The organism is Mycobacterium sp. E2238 (genome assembly GCF_001672665.1).
Taxonomy (GTDB): domain Bacteria; phylum Actinomycetota; class Actinomycetes; order Mycobacteriales; family Mycobacteriaceae; genus Mycobacterium.
In genome coordinates, this window is record NZ_LZKF01000217.1 from 24,628 (window position 1) to 44,296 (window position 19,669).

Here is a 19,669-nt window from a genome sequence, read left to right on the forward strand (position 1 = left end):
GGGGTCGGACCGCACCGATCATCCGTCCGATCGGTCGGTCTTGCCGCCGCCGAGCGATTCGAGCGCCTTGATCAAATCGGCCTCCACGCGGGCCTTGTCGACACCGCATCGGCGCAGTGGCCCTGCGTCGGGGGAGGCTTCCTCCAACTCGAGCAGGGCCAGCAGCAGATGCTCCGTCCCAATGTAGTTGTGGCCCAACCGAAGTGCTTCGCGGAAGGTCAGCTCCAGGGCTTTGCGCGCCGGTCCGCTGAACGGGATGAGGTCGGGGGTTCCGCTGCTGGGCGGGGGCAGGTTGACCGCGGCGCGCAGCGCTTCGGTGTCGACCTTTTGCAGGTGCAGCAACACCGTGGCCAGGGCGGCCGGATCATCGAGCAGACCGAGGAGCAGGTGCTCGGGGGTGATCTCGTTGTTGGCCGCCTCGTGCGCGGCGTTCTGGGCCGCCACCACGGCGCCGCGCGCCCGCGGGGTGAAGCGGCCGAAGCCCTGTTCGGGGTCCAGGGTGGCGGCCTCGGCGCGTGGGACGAACCGCTTCTGGGCCGCCTGCTTGGTGACGCCCATGCTCTTGCCGATGTCGGTCCACGACGCCCCGGATCGGCGGGCCTGATCGACGAAGTGCCCGATGAGGTGGTCGGCGACCTCGCCCAGGTGCTCCGCGGCCAACACGGCGTCGGCCAGTTGATCCAGCGCGTCGGTGTGAACCGATTTGATGGCGTCGATCAGCTCGTCAAGGCGGACGGGGTAAGCGATGCGGGTCGGGCCGGACATGTCGTCAACGATAGGTTGACGCCAACAGGGCTGTCAACCCGAGGTTGACGATTGTTAAAAATTGTTTCGCCGGCGGCAAACCGCCTGCGGGTCTGGGACGATTTCGAATTTATGAAGCTTGTTCTGACGATTTCGAGTGTTGCGGCCGTGATTGGCTTGGCCGTTCCCGCGCACGCCGATGACACCGACGACGCCTTCCTCGCGTCGCTGAATTCGGCCGGTTTCACCTATAACGACCCGGCGCAGGTTATCCAGGCCGCCCACTACGTGTGCTCGGCGGCCGGCAGCGGCACGGCGATGGCGGATATCGCGAAGGCGATGACATCGAAGGCGGCCGCACTGACCGAGGAGAAGGCGGAGAAATTCACCGCGATCGCGGCCAGCGCCTATTGTCCGGACGCGATCTCGTCGTCCACCCCGACGACCACGACCGCCAGCTCCTGAGCGCACGATTCGCTCTACGAGATGCGGGCCGGCCGCAGCTCTGGAACGATCTGTGAGCCGTGAGGCTATTTCTGATTCTGCTCGGGCTTGCGGCCGCGATCGGCCTGGCCGGTCCCGCGCGCGCCGATGGCAGCGACGACGCCTTCCTCGCCACGGTGCACGCTGCCGGCCTCACCTATTCGGATCCCGAGCAGGCGGTTACCTCCGGCAGGTCGGTGTGCAAGTTGGTGAGCGAAGGCGCGAACCTGGCGGACGTCGTCCGGATGATTCAAATGCTCAATCGCGGGCTTCAGGGCGACGACGCCACCCGGTTCGCCGCGATCGCCGCCAACTCCTATTGCCCCCAGGCGCTCTCGGCGCCCACCGCCGCCTCCTAGGGGTGGGCCCGGCGGTGAATGTGATGCGCTTTTTACATATCCGCCCGCCAACGGCGAGTGAACGAAACCTGTAATCAACAATTCGCCCATACCATTTCGGCGACGGATCGCGGCCGTAGTCGAAAGGAAGCAGGGGTTTGGACTTCCTTCAGCAGCAGTTAGTCGAACCCCTTAGCAACATCCTCAATACGCACGTCTTGATCTATTTGCTGATCGGTGGCGGCATCTATTTCACGGTGCGCACCCGGTTCGTTCAAATCCGCTACTTCGGCCGCATGATTCGCCAGCTCCGTCGAGCGCATCACCACGACGGCGGTATCTCGTCCTTCCAGGCGTTCTGCGTCGGTCTCGCCTCGCGCGTGGGTACCGGAAACATCGCCGGTGTCGCAATCGCGCTGACCGTCGGCGGGCCCGGTGCCGTCTTCTGGATGTGGGTGGTCGCGGCGGTCGGCATGGCCACGGCGGTGATCGAGGCCACCCTGGCCCAGATCTTCAAAGTCCGCTCGGGCGACGGCGCATTCCGCGGCGGTCCCGCGTTCTACATCCAACGCGGGCTGCGGTCACGCGCGGGCGGCGTCGCGTTCGCCATGCTGTTGGTGCTCACCTTCTCCACCGCGTTCAACATGGTGGAGACCAACGCGATCAGCGGTGTCCTGCAATCGTCACACGGCATCGGGGTCGGTTGGACGACAGCCATTTTGGCGGTGCTGGCAGCGCCCGTGCTCTTCGGTGGTGTGCGGCGGGTCGCCCAGTTCGCCGGATCGGTCCTTCCGGTGGTGGCGGTGCTCTACACCGTGCTCGCGCTGGGCATCGTGGCGGTCAACATCACCGAACTGCCGACGGTGATCAAGGAGATCATCGGTGGTGCATTCGGAATCCGGGAAATGGCAGGCGGTTTCGCGGGTGGCGTGCTCGCCGCGATGTTCACCGGGGTCAAGCGCGGCCTGTTCGCCTGCGAGGCAGGGATGGGCAGTTCGCCCAATATCGCCGGTGCCGCAACCGTGGCACATCCGGTGGAGCAGGGGCTGATTCAGTCGCTCGCCGTGTTCGTCGACACGATGGTGATCTGCACGGCAACGGCATTCATCGTGCTGCTCTCGGGTCCCGAAACCTACAACCCGGCCCGCCTGGGAGCGATTGCCGGTGCGAGCCTGACGGAGTCGGCGGTCGCCGCCGATCTCGGATCGTGGACCACGGTGTTGATGACCGCGGTGGTGTTCGTCTTCGCGTTCGCCTCGGTGCTGAGCAATTACGTGGTGGCCGAGGCCAATCTGTTCTATCTGGGTGGCCGGCGCCTGGCGGCCAACGTGCTGAAGGTGGTCACGCTGCTGTCCATCGTCTTCGGGGCCCTGGCCAAGCTCACGTTGGTGTGGGCGCTTGCCGATCTGACGATGGCGGTGATGGCCATCGCGAACCTGCTCACCATCTGCCTGCTGGGGAAGTGGGCGTTCGCCGCGCTCAAGGATTACCACCGGCAGTTCAGGCAAGGCGTCATACCGGTTTTCATCGCCAGCCAGGCTGGCCTGCCCGGCGTCCTCGACGGCGACATCTGGGAAGCCGCGGAGCGCCGACAGGTCGGAGCGCTGCCCGAATCGTTGATGCTGCGCCGCCCCGCGCTCCGCTTCTCCCGCGCGCCCGCCGCGTAGCCGCGGGGCCGGGGAGAGTTCACCCGCCGTTTGCCCGGCGAGGTGCTATTCCTCAACAGGTCTGCGACAATCGCTGCGTTATGCGATTTCTACTGGTGCTGACGAGCGTCGCCGCAATCGGCCTGGCCGCTCCCGCGTATGCCGACATCGACAACGATCAGGACTTCCTCAAGGACCTGCGAGACGCCGGTCTCACCTACCAGGACGGCGGCAACGCGGTCACCATCGCCAAGTCGGTGTGTGAACTGCTCGATGACGGTCAGTCGTCGGCCGAGATCGTGACGCAACTCCGCAACCAGAATCCGGCTTTTCAGGGTGCCAGCGCCGCCAAGTTCACGTACCTGGCTTCTGCCCATTACTGCCCGAAGTACATCACCGGCGAGGATCGTGGCCCCAAGCCCGAGGGGCAACCCGGCAACTGAGCGTCGGCGTCCAGACCGCGCCCGTCCAGACCGCGCCCGTCGACCGCCGTTGCGTTGCGCAATACCCTGATTGCTGTGGGCCCCAACCCCGGACCACTGACCTGGAGCGCCGTGGTTCAGACATGGCGGCTGGACCTTGCCTCCGCGACCGCAATCGTGTTGCTTGCCGGCGGCTACGCGTGGTGCTACCGACGGGCGCGAAAGGCGGAGCAGTCAGTCGGGCCCGCTCAGGCTTGGTGCCTCGCGGCGGGCGCGGTTGTGTGGCTGCTGGCGACCGCAAGCGTGATTGGGGCGTACGCGTACATCCTGTTCTGGGTGCGCGCGCTACAGGTGGTGCTGCTGCTATACGTCGTGCCCTTGTTCATCGCGCAGGGCAAGCCGGTCACGGCTTTGCGCGCTGCGCTGGGCCCCGGGGGCCGTAACCGTATCGATCGTCTGTTGGCGACGCGATTCGCCCGGATGGTCGCCCACCCCGCAACCACGTCGGTCGCGATGCTGGCCACGCCGTGGCTGCTTTACCTGACGTCCTGGTACACCGCGGCTCTGGAAAGCGAATGGGTGGGCGCGCCTACTCGAATCATGTTGGTGACCATCGGGTTTGGATACTTCTATGCGCGGCTGCAAGAAGACCCGGTTCCGCGTAGGTATCCCCCGTTGATCTCGTTGTTGATCACCGTCGCTGAGGCGCTCGGCGACGGTGTCTTGGGGTTGGTCATCTGGCAGGGCGCATTGATCGGCGCCGTGTATTACGCGGGGCTGCATCGGTCTTGGGGGCCGGATCAGCGGCTCGATCAGACGATCGGCGCGGGTGTCCTGTGGATCCTCGGTGACTTGGTCGGGTGGCCGTTCGTACTGCTTCTGATGCGCGCGTTGTCACGCGACGAGAAGGCGCACGCGGCGCGGGTCGACACCGAGTTGGACAAGGCGGAAAGCACCGAGGACAAAAGCGTCGCACCGTCGGGGCTGTGGTGGGAGAACGATCCACAGCTGCGGGAACGATTCCGGCGGGGCTGAACGCGCGCTTTAGGCTGCCCGCGCCGTCCAGGTGAAGTTGTGCATCTCGGGGATCTTCGGCGCCAGGGCGGCGGCAACTTGACCGCCGATCCGATCGGCCGCGGCCAGGGGAGTCTCGGGAGAGAGGAAGCCCTCCACCTCGACACGCAGTGTCCGGCCGGTCCAGCGGGCCCGGGCGTGCGCGTGCGTGACGCCGGGCACCGTGGCGGCGACCGCCTCGGCCGTCGTGATGATCTCGGGATCCACGCCATCGAGCAGGCGGTGAGCGATGTCGGCGGTAACCTCCCAGCCGACGTGGCAGATGAAGCCGGTGACGACGATCCCGGCGATCGCGTCGGCCCAGGTCCAGCCGAGTGCCACCCCGATCAGCCCCAGCATCGCCCCGGCCGACGACAACGCGTCCAGCCAGGAGTGCTTGGCGTCGGCCACCATCGTCGCCGAGCGAATCCGCTTGCCCACCACCAACTTGTAGCGGGCCACCAGCTGATTGCCCGCGATCCCCACGATGGCCGCGGCAATGCCCCAGCCCACGTATTCGGTACCGCCGTGCCGGAGCAGCTTGTTGATGCTCTCGTAGGCGGCGACGGCGGCGCTGCCCCAAATCACCAGGGCCACACCGATTCCGGCGAGGTCTTCGGCGCGTTCGTAGCCGTAGGGGTAGCGCTCGGTGGGAAGCTTGCGAGACGCCCGAAAGCCGACGAATACCAGGACGCTGGTGGAGACGTCCGACAGGTTGTGCAACGCGTCGCCGAGCAATGCCACCGAGCCGGACAGCAGTGCGATGGCCAACTCGACGAGCCCGGTCAGCGCCAGGCCGACGGCGCTGACGGCGACAGCCCGGTTGGCCTGCCGGCGCTCGGCCGCATCGTCGGTGAGGGTGTCGAGGGGAAAACTTGCCGCGGGGTCGCGGACGCCGTTGACGAGGTGCATAGGGCAAGCATGCCCGATCGAGGGCCGGCGCCGCACCCGAGCCGACGCCCTGTAATCACTTGCCTTGATCGAGGCGGGAGGTCTGTTCCTTAGGTGAGCGATTGCGCCTGGGCAGCAGCATGAGCATCACCGGGAACCGCAGCAGCGCGTCGCGGTGCGAGATTTCGAGGAACACGGTCTCTATCTCGAGGTTGCGTATCGGTTGCCGTTCCATCATCAACCGCGTCCGCAGATAGTGCGGGGTCCTCAGCCACTCCACCAAATTCATGCCCGTGACTGTACTCCTCTTACGAAAGTCATTGCAGCGCATGATCATTGGTCGGTGACGTTTCCGGTGCATTGAGCGGCGCATCGCGAGTGCGGGCAGGGGCGTACTTGCCATTGTCCAGTCTTCCGCCACGGCCGATTGCCAGGAATTCCCTAGGTCTTATCCACCGGTGGACGACTAAAATTCATAGCGTGAACGCGCAGGCCGAAGGCTAGCGACAATCGCCTTGGTGGACCCCCATTCACCGGAATCGCGATGAGGAAGTCGGCAGCGATATTTGTGGCCGTTGGGGCATTAATGCTCAGCGGGGCCACCGCTCACGCTGACAAGCCCTCGCCGGGTCCCACGCCGCCGCCCGGCACGCCCAAATGCCTGACGTTCGATGGCCCCCAGCTGAACTGGCTGCCCTGCGGGTGGACCACCGATGGGCGGCGATGGACTCCGCCGCCACCACCACCGCCCGCACCCTGACAACGGGCAGCTAATCCGATTATTCAGCTTCCCATAAGCTGAATTTTCCCTGCGCTTCCTATTCTTCGTATTCCTCCCGCATTGGAGCCGGTCCGGACGGCCTCGTCGCCGGCGTGAGAAAGGAAGTGGATCGATGCCGCTACCTCGTTGGCTTGCGCGACTGGTCGTCCCCGTCGTGGCAGTCGCGGCCTTGTTCGCGAGCGCCGCGATCGCCGTGGCGGATCCCGCCGACGACGCCTACCTCGCGCAACTGCGCGCCGCGGGATTTAGTTGGCCGCCGGACCACGACGCCGCGCTGACGGGGATGGGGCGCCTCATCTGTGACGACATCGGGTGGGGTTGGACCTACGAGCAGATCGCGCAGAATGTGCACGCCGACCTGGATCCGAGGAACGTGACGCTGGGAGACGTCGAGTCCATGGTGAGCATCGCGCATGCGACCTATTGTCCGCTTCAGCGGTGCTGGGCCGCGCACTGCTGATGGCTTCCCCGGCCGGGCTGTGGCCCGGCGGATAAACCCCGAACTCTCTCTCCGAGAAGTAGGTTCACACGGCGCGCCGCCGGCGCCGAAATTCAACTCGCTTAAGGGGCTGGTTCGGGATACCGCCGTCGTCGATGGGCTGGAGTTTCCTTAAGGAATTACGGCTGAGTTCTTACGACATTTCAAATACATAACGTTTGCTGCTGGTGTAGCGTCCCGATCAATTTCATAGGGACGTGGCAGAAAGACCGAGCAATGAAAGCAGCAATCGCGGCAGCGACGGCAGCCGTTTTTGCTTTGGGTCTGCCCGTTGCCGCGCCGGCTCACGCGGAGACGACTGCGACCGTCAAAGCGCAGTCCAACCGCATGAACGGCCCCAACTTGAAGGCGGGTCAAGACGGCGTTTACAACGCCGGCCAGGTCCTCACTCTCGTGTGCCATGCGGCGGGCGACCCGGTGCAGGGATTCTTCAGCTACCAGATTGCCAATGGGGGTTGGGACAGCCTCTGGTACAAGACAACTGACGGCCATTACGTCGCCGATGTCGATATCGACACGCGCACACTGGACGCCCTCGGCCCGGACTGCAGTGGCGGGGGAGCGGCCGCGTCAGCGACCGGTGAAGACAAGGCAGCCCATGCGCTGGCGTGGGCTCGCGACCAAATGGCGGCCGACCCCAATAGCACGGTTCAATGCGAGGCATTCGTCGAGCAGGCGTATAACCACGCGTTCAGATATCCGTCGGCGATGGACGCTTTCAACGACTTCAACCGTAAAGGGCAGATCCACACCAACCGCGACAATATTCCCGAGGGGGCGCTCGTTTTCACGAGCAATCCGGGATTCGATCACGGCACGGGCCACGTCATGCTCAGCGAGGGCAACGGCCAGTTCCTGACCGCCAACTACTTCACTGCGCCGCACATTCGGGAGATAAGGCCAAGCCCCAACGATTCGCAAAACATCTTCCTCGGTTGGGCCTACGCCCCGTAGTCGCCGCGGCCGAGGAACACGGCATCTGGACTCCGTCCGCGCCCAAGACCAGTTCCGGGGGACACTGCGGCCTGTGGTACTTACGACCACATGAACAATCCTTCGCCGGGCCCTGGCTGGTGGCTGGCCTCTGACGGCAAGTGGTATCCGCAGCAGTGGGAATACACGTGGGACTACCGGGAGGGGGATACCGCCATGGACGAGATGAAGCTCAGGGCCGACGAGCTGGGGCGGCTGGGGTGGGAAATGGTCGGACTCGACGCCGACCACCGCGGAGCCTTCTCCGTCGCGTGCTTCTTCAAGCGGCCGATCGCACCTTAAGCCCGACGCCCTCGGTCGATTCGGACCTCCACGAGTGAGGCTCTGCCGGCACAAGTGGGTAAACAACCCAGTAACGCGCCGGGACGCGTCGGTTGTGCGATCAGTTCACTAGTCGGAAGGCGGCAGCAAATGGTTCGTCAAGAGGGCGGCAGGTGGGACGTCGGCATCAAAGACGACGCGGTTTACGTTCAGCGCGTCTCGGAGGGCGACGAGCGATTATTCGACGACTCGCTGGACTCCGATGAGGCCCGCAAACTCGCTGAGCTCTTGACGAAATTCGCCGACAAGCTCGACCGCTCCGACAAGTCCGACGATTCCGATGAGGACAAGGACTCGAAGGGCAAGGACTCGAAGGACAAGGAGTCGAAGAAGTCGAAGAAGTCGAAAGACTCCGATGATGACGACGACGACGAAGACGACCACGATGATGATGACGACGACGAAGACGACCACGATGATGATGACGACGACGAGTCCGATGACGACGAAGAGTCCGAAGACTCCGAGAAGTCCTCGGATTAGGTGCCGCTAGACGCTGTGGTCACCGGCGGTCAGCGCTTCCCAATTTCCTTAGCTGCACAAGCCATCGCGCGTGCCGTGGGCGCCCCTAGAGCCATGGGAGGATCGCCGTGATGACCACGGTAGCCGCGGGATCGCCAGTTTCACTGACACTGACGGGTCGAGCATGCCGCTGAAACGTGTCGACGAATTGGAGCCCGGGGACAAGATCCGGATGAAGATCGGGCATGCCACCGTCGTCGCGACCGAGCCGCTCGACGACGGCCGCACCCTGCTCACCTTTGCCTACGGGACCAAAGCCCCGGCTGACAACGATCTCACGGTGGATGTCCTGAACCCTGACGAGTGGGGTTGGTAAGGCGCGATCAACCGGGGGTGCCGAGGCAATCGGCCAAAAGGCTTGTCGCCGATAGCCCTGGGTACGACCATTGGGGAAATGGTCACGGACTCAGAGGAGAAACGATGACCTCGGACCGCTTGAAAATGTTCGTCGGTTTATGCGCGGCGTCGCTCCCGATCGCGCTGTCACTTTCTCCGACTGCCTTCGCCGACAACCCATCCTGGAACGGCCAGTACGCGATCACGTTCATGGTTGGGCCCAAGGCCGGGACCAGCATGGCGGTGGGCGACCCTGAGGGGCAGCACACCGAGACCTACGGTCTCCGCTCGAACTGCACCAACGGAAAATGCGTCGCCACAATCGTCAGCGGCCCGCCGCCAAGCAACCCAACGGTTCCGCAGCCGGTTCAGTTCACGTGGGATGGAACGGCCTGGTCGCAGACCACCGATTTTCAGTGGGACTGCATGATGCCCGACACGACCATCCAATGGAATCCGGCGCGCGCCACTGTGCGCTACACGCCGCAACCCGACGGATCGCTTAACGGGACCATGCACACCGACATCTTGAGTGGGGCGTGCCAAGGCACCATCGACATGGACATGAAGGCTGAGCGCGTGTGAAGGGCGAACTCGGCCACACGCCTTGCTGCACAATGTATGTCAGAAAGATGAGCAGCGATTTCCGGGGGCCGCTAATGCGGCCGGTTGGCCATGAAGCACTGCACCCGTTTAACGGCGTCGGCCGGCGCGACCCCCATTTCCACTAATCTCGCCTCTACCTGGTTAGAGGGCACTCCACCATCGATATCCGTCGCTATGACATGAATGCTGGGAAACCAATCTTCTGCGTTTACCCCCGGCGGCGGGGGCTTCGCATCGCCTCCCACGCATTGAACGTAACCATTGACCCCGGTGTCAGCGTGAGCCGGCGACGCCCCCATCGGCACGGCGATGGTTATGCCGACCGCCGCGGCGACATAGACGAAACGCATGCTGCATTATCGCCGCGTCCGCGCGTTCGCGGAAGACCCGAATTGAGATACCAGCCGCCGACCACCACTGTGGCTTAGCGGCGGTACGCAGACGCACGCGCCAGTCGCGAAGCCCACTCGCCGCGATGGGACCATAGGCGGATGACCACCCAAACCTGCATGGGTTGTGGCCTGCAAACCCGCTACTCGTATGGGCGCACCTGCATGGGTTGCGGCCTGGAAACCCGTTACTCGTACCCTCGGCGTCCGGATCGGCACTCGCGGGCCGCGGAGGCGCTCGCGCTGCTGCGAAGAATCATCGTTCTAAGCGGTCGGCATCCCACGGCCGCGCTAGCGCTGACGGTGCCGAGCGTGATCATCGGCTTGGCCGCGGTCGCCGCGTACCCGTTCGTGTTCGTGCCATTGCTGGTTCTACTCAGCGTGGCTTTGGTGGTCTCAGCCCGCCGCGAGGAAATCCGCAACCAGTCGAAGTGACACCGGCACCCGGTGAGGGGCCGAAGCTTCTGACCGTGAGGCGCTTGGTCAGCAGCCGACCGGGCCGCCGCCCGCAGGGCAGGTGGGGATGTTGATGGGTATGCAGCTCACCGAAGTCGTCGAGACGGCGAACGCGAGCAGTAACGCCAACAAGACTTTCTTCCCCCTGATCATGAGCTGAAAGCCTACGCCACACCGGAATTCCCGTGGGCGGTTTCCGCAGAAACGGCAGACAAACGGCAACGACGACGTGCTACGCGACCTGAATGAAGTCTCGGCGCGTGACGTTTAGGCGAGCCGTAGGCATTCAGAACGCAAGCGTCAGCCGCCACCGCGTTTGCACGGTAGCGGCCTCGACGATTAGTGACTGCTTCAGTGCGCTTGCGCGGCTTGCAGTTTCCGGGTCAACACCGGCGGCTGATTGGGCGGTGCGGCGGGCCGATGGGGGTTCGTGCGCGCCGGCGCGGCACTGACGACGATTTTCCCGCCCGTGCACGTAACGAGCTTGCCGCCGACGATCACGCCCTGGCCCTCGTCGATCGGGATGTCGTAACCGTCAGGGTCGGTGTAGTGGCATCCGCCGCTCGGGCCCGTGGGCCCGTTGGGCTCGGCGTAGGCGGTGGCAGGAGCCAACGCGACGATCCCCAGCGCGCCAAACAGGGCGGCGGCGTAGTGGAAGCGAGTCGGTTTGCGGGTGGTGTTCTTCATGGTGATCTCCGTTAGGTCGTCACAGCCCGTCCTTCGGGCTGCATTCATAGACCAGGAGCAACCGCAAGAACCGAAAGGGACACTTTCCCGGAAGAATTGCGAGGGCTGGCCACACCGAGGGCTTAAGAAGCGACCGAAACGTCCCAAATGGAGAGGGGGGCCGATCAATTACTCAGGCGCAGCGTTAGGACGATTTGGTTCCACTGACTCGGACAACTCTCGTCGGTGCCTGCAGTCCCGTCAGTCCACGTCGCGCACCGACATCGGTAGCCTCGGAACCGTCTTTGACGTGCGAAAACTCGCGGCACCGTCGAACACACCAACACCGCTGGCCTGCGCAACCGCCGACCACACCATGTGGGACTACTGCCACTCACACGGTTAGCGGCGAAACGCCGCTACACCGGACCTCCAGGCAGGCCCCAAGCCTCTTCGATCCGGAGAACCTGACGCCGCAGAAACTCCGGTATCTCGCCATGGCGTTGCTCAAGCGGCTGCTGCAAGAGGTGGTCTAGGCGGTTGACCGCGAACGCTGAACGCTCAAGGACATCCCTGAACCGCTCCAACGCATCGTAGTGCGCCAGATCAATTTCAGGCGGAATAGGGTCAGGCGGCTCACCATTGTCGGCGAGGTACTGCTTGCGGTTGAGATATCCCGTTTCGGCGGCTCGCAATTGACGGATTTCTCGGCGCCACTGTTTGATCAGTTCGGTGCGGGAATCCCGCTTGAAGCGCAGTTTCTCTATCTGCCATCGGACCCAGGGTGTGAGGAGGCCACCCACAAATCCGATGCCGGCGCCTATTGCGCCGCCGATGAGTTCCGACGCCATCGCAGACCAGCCTAGAGGTCTTTTCGGGTGATCAGAAGCGTGTGCGTACGTCTTGCCGCGGTTGAAAATACTTTTCTTCAAGCCGCTTGCGCACTTCGGCGCGTTTCCGTCTGTTGCGCCAGGTCTGCACCGGAGAAAGGTGCTGCTGCCCGGCTTTGACCAGTTTGAAGACATCCTCGTTTAGCCCGCGGACGAAAGACATCATGTCGGTGAGTTTCTGACGCATGTTGTCGGGGGTCGGTTCCATTTCACCGACGCCCTTCAACGCTTTTTCCACGCCCGTGAAGTTGTTGAACGCCTCGCCCATCGCCTCGTAGCAATCGGCGTCCACGATGGTGAGCCTGCCGACGTTGAAGGCGTGACCGACGCCCAGCACCGCACGGTTCGCCTGGGTGGCTACGTCGTCAAGTTCGGCGTCGGAAATTTCACGGTACGGTTTGCCCTCGCGTTGTTTGGCGAGTTCTTCGAACACGTCCCTCATCGTCTGGATGCGCAGCGTGAGTTCGTAGGTAGCTTCGAGGATGTTGGCGATCGCCTCACGCTGTGGAGTCCGGTAGGCGTCGTTCGTCCGCCTACGTTCGCGAACCCACGTCAAGAGGTAGGTGGCCCCGCTGCCGACCAGGCCGCCACCGATTACGCTCCAAATCCCCCACACGAAGCGGAAGCATAGGCGCGGTCGCAGGGGTTGACCCTCCGATTGCGCTCAAACGCAATCCGCGGGCCCCCTGCCCGACAAGACGGCAGCCGAGTCACGCTCCTTTCACGGCGCCCGAACGATTAGCCAGACGCCATGAGTGACTGAGTTACGTCATCCATGCGCTGACTCAGAGCGCCTTCACAATCGACTGCCAGATCGAATGGTTTCCGTAAGATCGGAGCGTGGGTAAGTACGCAATTCTTTTTGTCGGCTCAACCGGCTTGGCGATGCTCGTAGTCGGCATCGTGGGTCAGTTTATGCACGAAGCGAGCGCAACGAACATCACGCTCATCGTCGTCGGTGCCGGCGCCGTCGTCATCGCGCCTCTATTGCCAAGGCTTAGAGAATTCACGTTCGGTGCGACTGGCGCTGCAGCGAAATTCCTTGACGCCGAAGACGACATCGAGAAGGGCAACCTTCTCGAAGCAGATAAGGCAGTCAACGCTGTTAACGCTGTTATCGCCGCGCCACCCATGCAAGCCACTGCGACCATGAATGCCCCACAAGTGGAGCTGTCAGGGACCGTGATACCACCAAATGTCTCGATGACTCCGGATGCGATGGCCGCACTCGCACGCCTTGGTTCAGACGACCGCGTGGCTGTTGAGTCTGCGATGGCGACACTTAACGGCAACGATCCCCGCGCAATAGAGCCGGGGTCAGGCGGCCGCTCCTACTTCGTCCGCCGGGTCGCTCCGCAACTGCGGCTGTACTACCGGCTGATGGACAAGAGACGCCCAAACGGTCCAGACCAATGGGTCGTCGTCAACATCCAAGCTCAGTAAGGACGGCCCGTTGCGGTGTGGTTGAGTTCGCGGCGGGCGCGCTTCTCCACAAGAAGCGGTACGAAATCGCGGATCCGGCTTGCTTCGAACCGGGCGCGCTGCTGGCGGATCAGGGTGTTGACGGTCGTCGGGGAAACATGGGGAAACTCGTCGATCAGTCGTCGTTCGACATCGGATAGCAGCATCTCTTCGCCCATTTGAACAATGTCCCCCACGAGAACGCGGTTGCCAATGCGTGATTTCGTTGAACGGCTAGGTCTTGGTTTCTCCCCCCGTGACGCGGTTTTTCCTCCTGGGCACGCCCCCAGTTGAGCTTGGGATACTGGCGCGGTGTTCGACGTCGACATCTGGGGGACCGTCGCCGCGTGGGCGAGTGCGATCGGAACAGGCACTGCGGCCATCGCCGCTGCGAGTTACTACATCCTCAGTACCCGGAACCAGAAACGCGCCCAAGCACGGCAAGTCCACGTAAATGTAAAGTTTCCTGAGCGCGGCAAGGTCCGTCCGTATCACTTCGTGCTCTACAACGACTCTGAGGACCAGATCAGCGGCTTTGGTATTGGCCGTTACAAAGAGCGCCGGTTGATCCCATCGCTATTCAATTACCGTGTTCCGTTTCTGCTGATGCGGGACGACAAGGTGATTCAAACCGGCATGGCCGACATGTTGCGCCACCCGAAGAGTGAGCTAATCGGCTTCGACGGCCGCCAGGGCGATTTTCGCTTGATTGTTGAAGGTGCTTCGAGGGTGTTGCCGCCCGGAGAGTCGGTGGTGCTTAAGCAAGGTCCCAATGCCCGCTTCCGCTGGAGCACCGTCTATTGGATCGGTTTCCTCGACGCGAATGGAAACCGCTGGGAGCGTGAGGTCACGAACAGCGTCACGACTTATGGGCGTCTTCGAAAAGGGAAACCGGTCTTCTTTGCCCGAAGCCGGCCGGCACAGACACTTGGGGCGAACCGGCGGCCGGGGCGGCTTAGGCATTTCTGGGACGTCACCCGGTGGGTCTGGCGCAACCGCGGGTTGGAGACATATAGCCAGCGGGAGCCGCTCGATAACGTGGCGGTTCCGCCGCCCCACACTCCCACCGGCATCCGTTCCAAGGCAGTCAGGCTCAGGCTGAAATGGTTGGCCTGGCGTCGCGATCGGGACTTGGTATATGGGCGAGTTACTGCTGATGTTTATCGCCTGCCGCTATAAATAGCGCCGCGGCCGAAGAAGGTTGACGGCCGTGTCGACGCCCGGCGATTCTCTCGGACGTCGGGCGTCGTCGGAGCGGCGCCCACCGAATTTCGCTGCCACGGCGGTCGATGGCGCCGGGCCGCCGAGCTGGCCGACGCTACCCGCGCAGCTCTTGGAATCCCTCCGCGTTACCAGAACTAGCGAATCCCCCTGTGGCAAAATATTTCGGCGATCAGGATGGGCTGTGCTGCAACGGTTTCCGCGCGATGAAGCGAACGCTGCCACGGCAAAACTTTCGTGGAGGTGTTCGGCGGCGTCGATGAGCAGGCCGGCTGGTGCGGTCGTCGTCATCCGGCCGCTGGGGCAGTTTCCCCCTTTAGTGCTGGTCGACGACCTCGATAAATGCCTTCACTCGATCGAGTGCGAGCGACGCCGATTGTTCAACCATCTCGCGCGCGTTCATTTGATGCCCCGTACCCACGACTCGGAATTGAGTCCGACTCGCGTGGCCCACTCCACCGCTAAAGATCGAGCGCTGCAACCATGAGTGCCTAAACGGGTTTCGCGCACGGTGCAAGTCTCGGTAACGCGGATCGCCGAGTGTGTCTTTTACCCAATTGAGGAACGTCGGCGGCAACGACGCCCTGAGTGATTTTGCGTCGCGCGGTCGGTTTCCTGCGGGCTGCCGCCGGGTGCATCTCATCAGAGCAGACCAGCGCGTCCGCTCTTGCTTCAGGCGATTGGATTTCGGGTCGAAGTCGCGCAAGGCTCAGCTCGTGCGGACCTGTGTTGCCGCAAAACAGACGGCCGATGGTCGCCGCACAAAGGTCGATGGCCGTGATGGCGTTCCCGGTTGCCCAGCGGACGTGTGCGATGTCGACCAAATCGGGGTGGGTACCGGTGGGCGGAACGTGGGCGTCTCCGCCGGGGTGGCCGGCGTCGAGCTTTTCGAGATAATCCGACACCTCCGCCGTCCAGACGGCCCATGCGAAGCTGTTCGGCAGCGTCGTGCCAGGGCCGTGGCGCTTATTGAACCGTTGCTCGACTGCTTGCGGGCCGGTGGGCCACAGCTGCGGAGCCATAGTCATGCGTTCCCTCCCTCCTGTGGGTGCCGCGCTTTCACACGGGAGTCCACGGGGAGTCCACGAACTTTGATCTTGACCGTAAAAACCGCGGTTGATCTGCAAAAACTCTGGTGCGCGATACTGGGATTGAACCAGTGACCTCTTCCGTGTCAGGGAAGCGCTCTCCCGCTGAGCTAATCGCGCCGGGGTCAAAAGCTGGAGGTGGAGACGGGAATCGAACCCGTGTGCACGGCTTTGCAGGCCGTTGCCTCACCACTCGGCCACTCCACCGCTGGATTGATGCCACTTGCACCTTCGAGCGGATGACGGGATTCGAACCCGCGACCCTCACCTTGGCAAGGTGATGCGCTACCAACTGCGCTACATCCGCGCGCCTCGGACGACATCGTCGCCCGGTGCGAAGCACGACGATAGTCGACGTGAGCGGGCACATACAAATTTCTCGGTACGGACCGCGTCCAGGCTATCGCGGCGTACCGATGACGCGCAGGCGGCCGGTACTGTCGAGACCGGGCTCGTGCTAATCTTCGACGTCGTTCGCCTCTTGGCGCCGGTCCCGTGGCTCAGTGGGAGAGCGTCCGCTTCACACGCGGAAGGTCGCTGGTTCGATCCCAGCCGGGACCACAAGTAAAGACGCAGGCACCACGGCGCGAGTGCTGCTCAACCCCGCAGCTGAAACACCTCGGTGAGCGGACGGCGCGGCGTCGGTCTGCGCGGTTCGGCCGCCGCGGGCGCCACACCCACGCGGACCAGGACCTGCGGCCGCCTGCCCTCTTCCATCAGGTCCGCAATCATGTCGCGCGTGACTTTGAGCTCGGTGACGTGAGTGACCGGGCACGTGGCCAGGTTCGCCATCGTGCATTCCAGTAACACCGCGGAGAGCGCTTCGCCGGACAATAATGCGCCGAGCCGAGTGTCGTCGTCGGTGGACAGCATCAAAATCGTCGCCTCGTCGGCGGGGATGTCGGTGCGCCGTTCAAGGTTATGCGGCATCGGGAACGTCCGCCCGACGTCGACGCGCTCCCTCTCGGCCGGCGACACCAGCGCATCGTATGGAATGCCCTCAGCTGCCTCGAAAGGCGCTGTCCACCAACGAAGTTCCTCCTGATAGGCGGTGTCATAGAGGCGCACCGATTCGGCCACCCACGATGCTTGCGCCAGCCTGTCGCGCACGTCGGCGGCCATCACGTCCAGATGCACGGCGTCGTCGTCGATGACGCCCCGCAGCGACGGCTCGAACGCCTCCCAGTTCATCGGCGCGATGAACGGCAATCGGTCGGTCCGGCGCGCCCAGATCGCGGAGGCGCGACGCTTTTCTTCGTCGGTGACGTTCTCCGCGGGGGTGACGTCGATGGACGCCAGATGGTTCGGATCCTTCGGGTCGGGGAACCGGGAGATCCGGGCTCGCCACCCCGCAGCGGCGAATGCGACTCGAAGGTGATCGAGCGCGGCGCCGCAGCTGATCACCGCCTCTCGGCCAGACCGGTCGGTAACCATCGCCCGGCTTGGATCGAGAAAAAGATCCAGCTGACCGCCGCCGGCCACCCACTGCCAGGGTTGGCTGTTATGCAGTGAGGGCGCGCGGCATGCTGACCGCACCGCGTCCTCGATGAGTTCGGTGTCCGCCATGGCGGCTGGCATATCGACCTCAATTCTTTGGCTGGCACCGAGCATTCCACTTCTGAAGCCTATTGTCGGCCGAGTTTCCATACGACGATCGCGAACGCCCAGATGACGGCGGGGACAGACGGTTGGACACACGCTCATGAGGAGCCCAGCGACTAGTTCGCTAGGGCTTTAGGGGCGCTCCTGGATAACGCACTCCACAATCCGATGGGCCAAGCGCTGGTCGAATCCCATCCGCGACACCTTCTGCGCTTCAGCAGCCGGCGATACACCAGAATTGAGGTCCTGCTCGATAACGCCAATGAGCTGCTGGTTTTGGGAGTCGTGCTCCCACAGCGGGACTTGCGTAACGCTTCCCACGCAATTTCCGTAACCGCTCAAGTCGGCGCGAGCCGGTGCGGCCACCAGAGCGGCGATGGCTATGCCGAGTGCCGCAGCAACGGAAAAGAAACGCACGATCTCCTGGGTACCCGGGTACAACGCCGATTAATCAGCAAACGCACTCGGCCGGCTGGGTGACCGGAACCTTTCACTGTTGGCGCTAGCGGGGGCCCGTTTCACGGCTCCGCTCCCGCGGCCGGCCTCTCGCTCGAAGACGTGTTGCCCACAGCCATGAACGATGCTGGGATTCAAGAGAACTCCGCAAAGGATGGTGGACGATGGTCGGAAATTCCGAAGGTATCGGCACGCTGAAACTTGAGTGTCCACAAGGTCATCCCGTGGGCCGGATCCTCAAGGACGCCCCGCACCAGGCCGTTCAATATGACCCCGGCGCCATGGTGGGATCGCGCCGGTTCTGGCCGGACGAGGACGACCAGCCGCAGTTCCAAACGAGCTGCCGATTCTGCGAGAAGCCGGTGGGGGATGCCACGGCCACGCTGCAGGTGAAACTGGCCGAGGTGATCGCCGACGCCGCCTTGACCACCGGGACGGCCACGCTGGCGTACCTGTAGGCGGCCGCCGCGGCTACTGTAAGAGCGACAGTAGCGACCGACGCAAGAGGAGTCCCGTGGCCCAGGTTCCCCCGACCTCGCAGGAAGCCCCCCGCCCGCCCGAGGGGGATTGGCTCGGAACGCCCTACCTCAGGTTCGAGCGTCATGGGTCGATCGCGGTGTGCACCATCGACCGCCCCGAAGCGCGTAACGCGCTGACGCCCGCGATGTACTTCGGAATCCGTTACGCCGTTGGGCGTCTCAACGAGGATCACGATTTGGCCGGGCTTGTGCTCACCGGAACCGGGGACGTGTTTGCGCCCGGCGGTGACATGGGCGGCGGGGGAGCCGCCGACAACTGGATCACCTTCGGCGGCGCCCTGGGCATGGACGTCACCCCGTTCGACACCGTGCGCACGTCGGCCAAGCCGATCGTCTCGGCGGTCAACGGCCTGTGCCAGGGCGGCGGGTTCCAGATCGCGCTGTGCAGCGACCTGTCGGTGGTGAGTGACCGGGCAACCTTCCGCGTGCCCGAGCTGTTCCGCGGCTACGCCGACACCTACTACAGCCAGATGCTCACCCGGGTCATCGGGCCGGTCCGCACCCGCGACCTGATGTTCACCGGGCGGGTGCTGACCGCCGTCGAGGCCCTGGACTGGGGCCTGGTCACCCGCGTCGTACCGCACGAGAGCCTGCTCGACGCCGCCAAGGACCTGCTCGCGCAGTGCTGCCGCACCGCGCCGCGCGCCCGCGGTGTCATCAAGTCCAGCATCGACAGCTACCTGGGCCTCTACGACCGAATCGGCATGACCAGCAGCCTGAGCGACGCCGAGGCGCGGGAAGGCTTCCGAGCCTTCAAGGAGCGCCGCTCGCCCGACTGGGTGCACCCGGATCTGCGCGCCGAGGGGCGGCTATAAGTCGATCCACTCGCCGTGGGGAGCGACCCGCAAGCGGTCGCCGATCCCGGCCTGATCGAAGGCCGCGGCGAACTCGTCGACGCCCTCGCTGAAGTGCGCCCAGCCGTCGACGTGCGCGGGTATCACCACCCGGGCGCCCAAGATCTCGGCGGCGGCGGCCGCGCGCGCCGCGGTCAGCGTCAGCGGACGCCCGCGCTCCTTGGTCGGCACGCTGGCCGCCCCGGCGAACAGCACCGCGACGTCGATCGTGCCCACCCGGTCGGCCACGTCCTTGACCGCCGCCATCGAGGCGTTGTCCCCGCTGAGGTACACGGTCGGCAGGCCGCGCCCGGACAGCACGAATCCGGTCACCTCGCAGTTGACGTGGCCGCCTTCGTCGCGCTGCCCGTCCGCCGGGCCGTGCACCGCCGGAACAGCTTGCACCGCAAGCGATCCGGAGAGCTCATGCGTC

Annotated in this window: 29 protein-coding genes and 4 tRNA genes; 17 read left to right on the top strand and 16 right to left on the bottom strand. The window is 64.1% G+C overall.

Features of this window, described 5'->3' with window-relative positions:
• Positions 1-18: 18 nt before the first annotated feature.
• Positions 19-765 carry a Clp protease N-terminal domain-containing protein gene (locus A5711_RS19900; protein WP_067949543.1) on the bottom strand — a complete coding sequence of 249 codons (747 nt, stop codon included), beginning with the start codon at positions 763-765 and terminating at the stop codon, positions 19-21.
• A gap of 111 nt (positions 766-876) precedes the next feature.
• Here A5711_RS19900 and A5711_RS19905 point away from each other — a divergent pair, with 111 nt between their 5' ends.
• The 5 genes from A5711_RS19905 to A5711_RS19925 all read left to right on the top strand — a co-directional run bounded on the left by A5711_RS19905 (position 877) and on the right by A5711_RS19925 (position 4,668).
• On the top strand, positions 877-1,209 hold the full coding sequence (locus A5711_RS19905) for a DUF732 domain-containing protein (protein ID WP_067949544.1): 333 nt from the start codon (positions 877-879) through the stop codon (positions 1,207-1,209).
• A gap of 59 nt (positions 1,210-1,268) precedes the next feature.
• Positions 1,269-1,586 (top strand): DUF732 domain-containing protein, encoded by a 318-nt coding sequence (locus A5711_RS19910; RefSeq protein WP_067949545.1) that lies wholly within the window; start codon positions 1,269-1,271, stop codon positions 1,584-1,586.
• Between the two features lie 137 nt (positions 1,587-1,723).
• A complete protein-coding gene (locus tag A5711_RS19915) occupies positions 1,724-3,232 on the top strand; it encodes a sodium:alanine symporter family protein (protein ID WP_067949550.1) in 1,509 nt (502 codons plus the stop codon).
• 80 nt (positions 3,233-3,312) lie between these two features.
• The gene (locus A5711_RS19920) at positions 3,313-3,654 is read left to right on the top strand and encodes a DUF732 domain-containing protein (protein ID WP_067949552.1); all 342 of its coding nucleotides are present in this window, start codon (positions 3,313-3,315) and stop codon (positions 3,652-3,654) included.
• A 75-nt stretch (positions 3,655-3,729) separates the two neighbouring features.
• Complete coding sequence (locus A5711_RS19925; RefSeq protein WP_067949554.1) at positions 3,730-4,668, top strand: cytochrome c oxidase assembly protein; 939 nt, start codon at positions 3,730-3,732, stop codon at positions 4,666-4,668.
• A 9-nt stretch (positions 4,669-4,677) separates the two neighbouring features.
• Here A5711_RS19925 and A5711_RS19930 read toward each other — a convergent pair whose 3' ends face one another.
• A complete protein-coding gene (locus A5711_RS19930; RefSeq protein WP_067949556.1) occupies positions 4,678-5,598 on the bottom strand; it encodes a cation diffusion facilitator family transporter in 921 nt (306 codons plus the stop codon).
• Positions 5,599-5,653: 55 nt separating this feature from the next.
• Entirely contained in the window at positions 5,654-5,866 is a 213-nt protein-coding gene (locus tag A5711_RS19935) for a hypothetical protein (protein WP_067949559.1), read from the bottom strand.
• Between the two features lie 604 nt (positions 5,867-6,470).
• Here A5711_RS19935 and A5711_RS19940 point away from each other — a divergent pair.
• The 6 genes from A5711_RS19940 to A5711_RS19965 all read left to right on the top strand — a co-directional run bounded on the left by A5711_RS19940 (position 6,471) and on the right by A5711_RS19965 (position 9,614).
• A complete protein-coding gene (locus tag A5711_RS19940; protein ID WP_067949561.1) occupies positions 6,471-6,818 on the top strand; it encodes a DUF732 domain-containing protein in 348 nt (115 codons plus the stop codon).
• Between the two features lie 255 nt (positions 6,819-7,073).
• Positions 7,074-7,811, top strand: a complete 738-nt coding sequence (locus tag A5711_RS19945) for a hypothetical protein (RefSeq protein WP_156673367.1) — start codon at positions 7,074-7,076, stop codon at positions 7,809-7,811.
• 90 nt (positions 7,812-7,901) lie between these two features.
• Positions 7,902-8,132, top strand: a complete 231-nt coding sequence (locus tag A5711_RS19950) for a hypothetical protein (protein ID WP_067199165.1) — start codon at positions 7,902-7,904, stop codon at positions 8,130-8,132.
• Between the two features lie 129 nt (positions 8,133-8,261).
• A complete protein-coding gene (locus A5711_RS19955) occupies positions 8,262-8,654 on the top strand; it encodes a hypothetical protein (protein ID WP_067949563.1) in 393 nt (130 codons plus the stop codon).
• 163 nt (positions 8,655-8,817) lie between these two features.
• A complete protein-coding gene (locus A5711_RS19960; protein WP_066950207.1) occupies positions 8,818-9,009 on the top strand; it encodes a hypothetical protein in 192 nt (63 codons plus the stop codon).
• 104 nt (positions 9,010-9,113) lie between these two features.
• The gene (locus A5711_RS19965) at positions 9,114-9,614 is read left to right on the top strand and encodes a hypothetical protein (RefSeq protein ID WP_067949564.1); all 501 of its coding nucleotides are present in this window, start codon (positions 9,114-9,116) and stop codon (positions 9,612-9,614) included.
• Between the two features lie 71 nt (positions 9,615-9,685).
• Here the strand turns inward: A5711_RS19965 and A5711_RS28095 are convergent, their stop codons facing one another.
• Complete coding sequence (locus A5711_RS28095) at positions 9,686-9,985, bottom strand: hypothetical protein (RefSeq protein WP_082975779.1); 300 nt, start codon at positions 9,983-9,985, stop codon at positions 9,686-9,688.
• A gap of 141 nt (positions 9,986-10,126) precedes the next feature.
• Here A5711_RS28095 and A5711_RS19970 point away from each other — a divergent pair, with 141 nt between their 5' ends.
• Positions 10,127-10,459: a hypothetical protein gene (locus tag A5711_RS19970; RefSeq protein ID WP_067949565.1), complete on the top strand. Its 333-nt coding sequence runs from the start codon at positions 10,127-10,129 to the stop codon at positions 10,457-10,459.
• 48 nt (positions 10,460-10,507) lie between these two features.
• Here A5711_RS19970 and A5711_RS27925 read toward each other — a convergent pair whose 3' ends face one another.
• The 4 genes from A5711_RS27925 to A5711_RS19985 form a co-directional block, all read right to left on the bottom strand.
• Positions 10,508-10,633, bottom strand: a complete 126-nt coding sequence (locus tag A5711_RS27925) for a hypothetical protein (protein WP_255398285.1) — start codon at positions 10,631-10,633, stop codon at positions 10,508-10,510.
• 198 nt (positions 10,634-10,831) lie between these two features.
• Positions 10,832-11,167 carry a hypothetical protein gene (locus A5711_RS19975; protein WP_067949566.1) on the bottom strand — a complete coding sequence of 112 codons (336 nt, stop codon included), beginning with the start codon at positions 11,165-11,167 and terminating at the stop codon, positions 10,832-10,834.
• Positions 11,168-11,565: 398 nt separating this feature from the next.
• Complete coding sequence (locus tag A5711_RS19980; protein ID WP_067949567.1) at positions 11,566-11,997, bottom strand: hypothetical protein; 432 nt, start codon at positions 11,995-11,997, stop codon at positions 11,566-11,568.
• A 31-nt stretch (positions 11,998-12,028) separates the two neighbouring features.
• Positions 12,029-12,652, bottom strand: a complete 624-nt coding sequence (locus A5711_RS19985; protein WP_067949568.1) for a hypothetical protein — start codon at positions 12,650-12,652, stop codon at positions 12,029-12,031.
• Positions 12,653-12,876: 224 nt separating this feature from the next.
• Here A5711_RS19985 and A5711_RS19990 point away from each other — a divergent pair, with 224 nt between their 5' ends.
• Positions 12,877-13,479 (top strand): hypothetical protein, encoded by a 603-nt coding sequence (locus A5711_RS19990; protein WP_067949570.1) that lies wholly within the window; start codon positions 12,877-12,879, stop codon positions 13,477-13,479.
• On the opposite strand, the gene A5711_RS19995 is transcribed toward A5711_RS19990, so the two are convergent.
• Entirely contained in the window at positions 13,473-13,676 is a 204-nt protein-coding gene (locus tag A5711_RS19995) for a three-helix bundle dimerization domain-containing protein (protein WP_067949572.1), read from the bottom strand. The two genes, A5711_RS19990 and A5711_RS19995, sit on opposite strands and share 7 nt — an antisense overlap.
• Before the next feature lie 133 nt (positions 13,677-13,809).
• Between A5711_RS19995 and A5711_RS20000 the strand changes: the two genes are divergently transcribed.
• Positions 13,810-14,676: a hypothetical protein gene (locus tag A5711_RS20000; protein ID WP_067949574.1), complete on the top strand. Its 867-nt coding sequence runs from the start codon at positions 13,810-13,812 to the stop codon at positions 14,674-14,676.
• Between the two features lie 533 nt (positions 14,677-15,209).
• Here the strand turns inward: A5711_RS20000 and A5711_RS26970 are convergent.
• From A5711_RS26970 to A5711_RS20015, 4 genes are all read right to left on the bottom strand, one after another.
• A complete protein-coding gene (locus A5711_RS26970; RefSeq protein WP_156745006.1) occupies positions 15,210-15,746 on the bottom strand; it encodes a hypothetical protein in 537 nt (178 codons plus the stop codon).
• A gap of 105 nt (positions 15,747-15,851) precedes the next feature.
• Positions 15,852-15,926: transfer RNA gene (locus A5711_RS20005), tRNA-Val, on the bottom strand.
• Positions 15,927-15,939: 13 nt separating this feature from the next.
• Positions 15,940-16,013, bottom strand: a tRNA-Cys gene (locus A5711_RS20010).
• A 27-nt stretch (positions 16,014-16,040) separates the two neighbouring features.
• Positions 16,041-16,113, bottom strand: a tRNA-Gly gene (locus A5711_RS20015).
• Positions 16,114-16,295: 182 nt separating this feature from the next.
• Between A5711_RS20015 and A5711_RS20020 the strand changes: the two genes are divergently transcribed.
• A tRNA-Val gene (locus A5711_RS20020) sits at positions 16,296-16,367 on the top strand.
• A 36-nt stretch (positions 16,368-16,403) separates the two neighbouring features.
• Here A5711_RS20020 and A5711_RS20025 read toward each other — a convergent pair.
• On the bottom strand, positions 16,404-17,372 hold the full coding sequence (locus A5711_RS20025; RefSeq protein WP_369829950.1) for an NAD(P)H nitroreductase: 969 nt from the start codon (positions 17,370-17,372) through the stop codon (positions 16,404-16,406).
• A gap of 168 nt (positions 17,373-17,540) precedes the next feature.
• On the bottom strand, positions 17,541-17,825 hold the full coding sequence (locus tag A5711_RS20030; protein ID WP_156745008.1) for a hypothetical protein: 285 nt from the start codon (positions 17,823-17,825) through the stop codon (positions 17,541-17,543).
• A 203-nt stretch (positions 17,826-18,028) separates the two neighbouring features.
• On the opposite strand from A5711_RS20030, the gene A5711_RS20035 reads away from it, so the two are divergent.
• Both A5711_RS20035 and A5711_RS20040 read left to right on the top strand, forming a co-directional pair.
• The gene (locus tag A5711_RS20035) at positions 18,029-18,322 is read left to right on the top strand and encodes a hypothetical protein (RefSeq protein WP_067949579.1); all 294 of its coding nucleotides are present in this window, start codon (positions 18,029-18,031) and stop codon (positions 18,320-18,322) included.
• 56 nt (positions 18,323-18,378) lie between these two features.
• On the top strand, positions 18,379-19,218 hold the full coding sequence (locus A5711_RS20040) for an enoyl-CoA hydratase/isomerase family protein (RefSeq protein WP_067949582.1): 840 nt from the start codon (positions 18,379-18,381) through the stop codon (positions 19,216-19,218).
• On the opposite strand, the gene A5711_RS20045 is transcribed toward A5711_RS20040, so the two are convergent.
• Positions 19,213-19,669: MBL fold metallo-hydrolase (locus A5711_RS20045; protein ID WP_231987508.1), on the bottom strand; the 457-nt coding region annotated here is incomplete at its 5' end. The two genes, A5711_RS20040 and A5711_RS20045, sit on opposite strands and share 6 nt — an antisense overlap.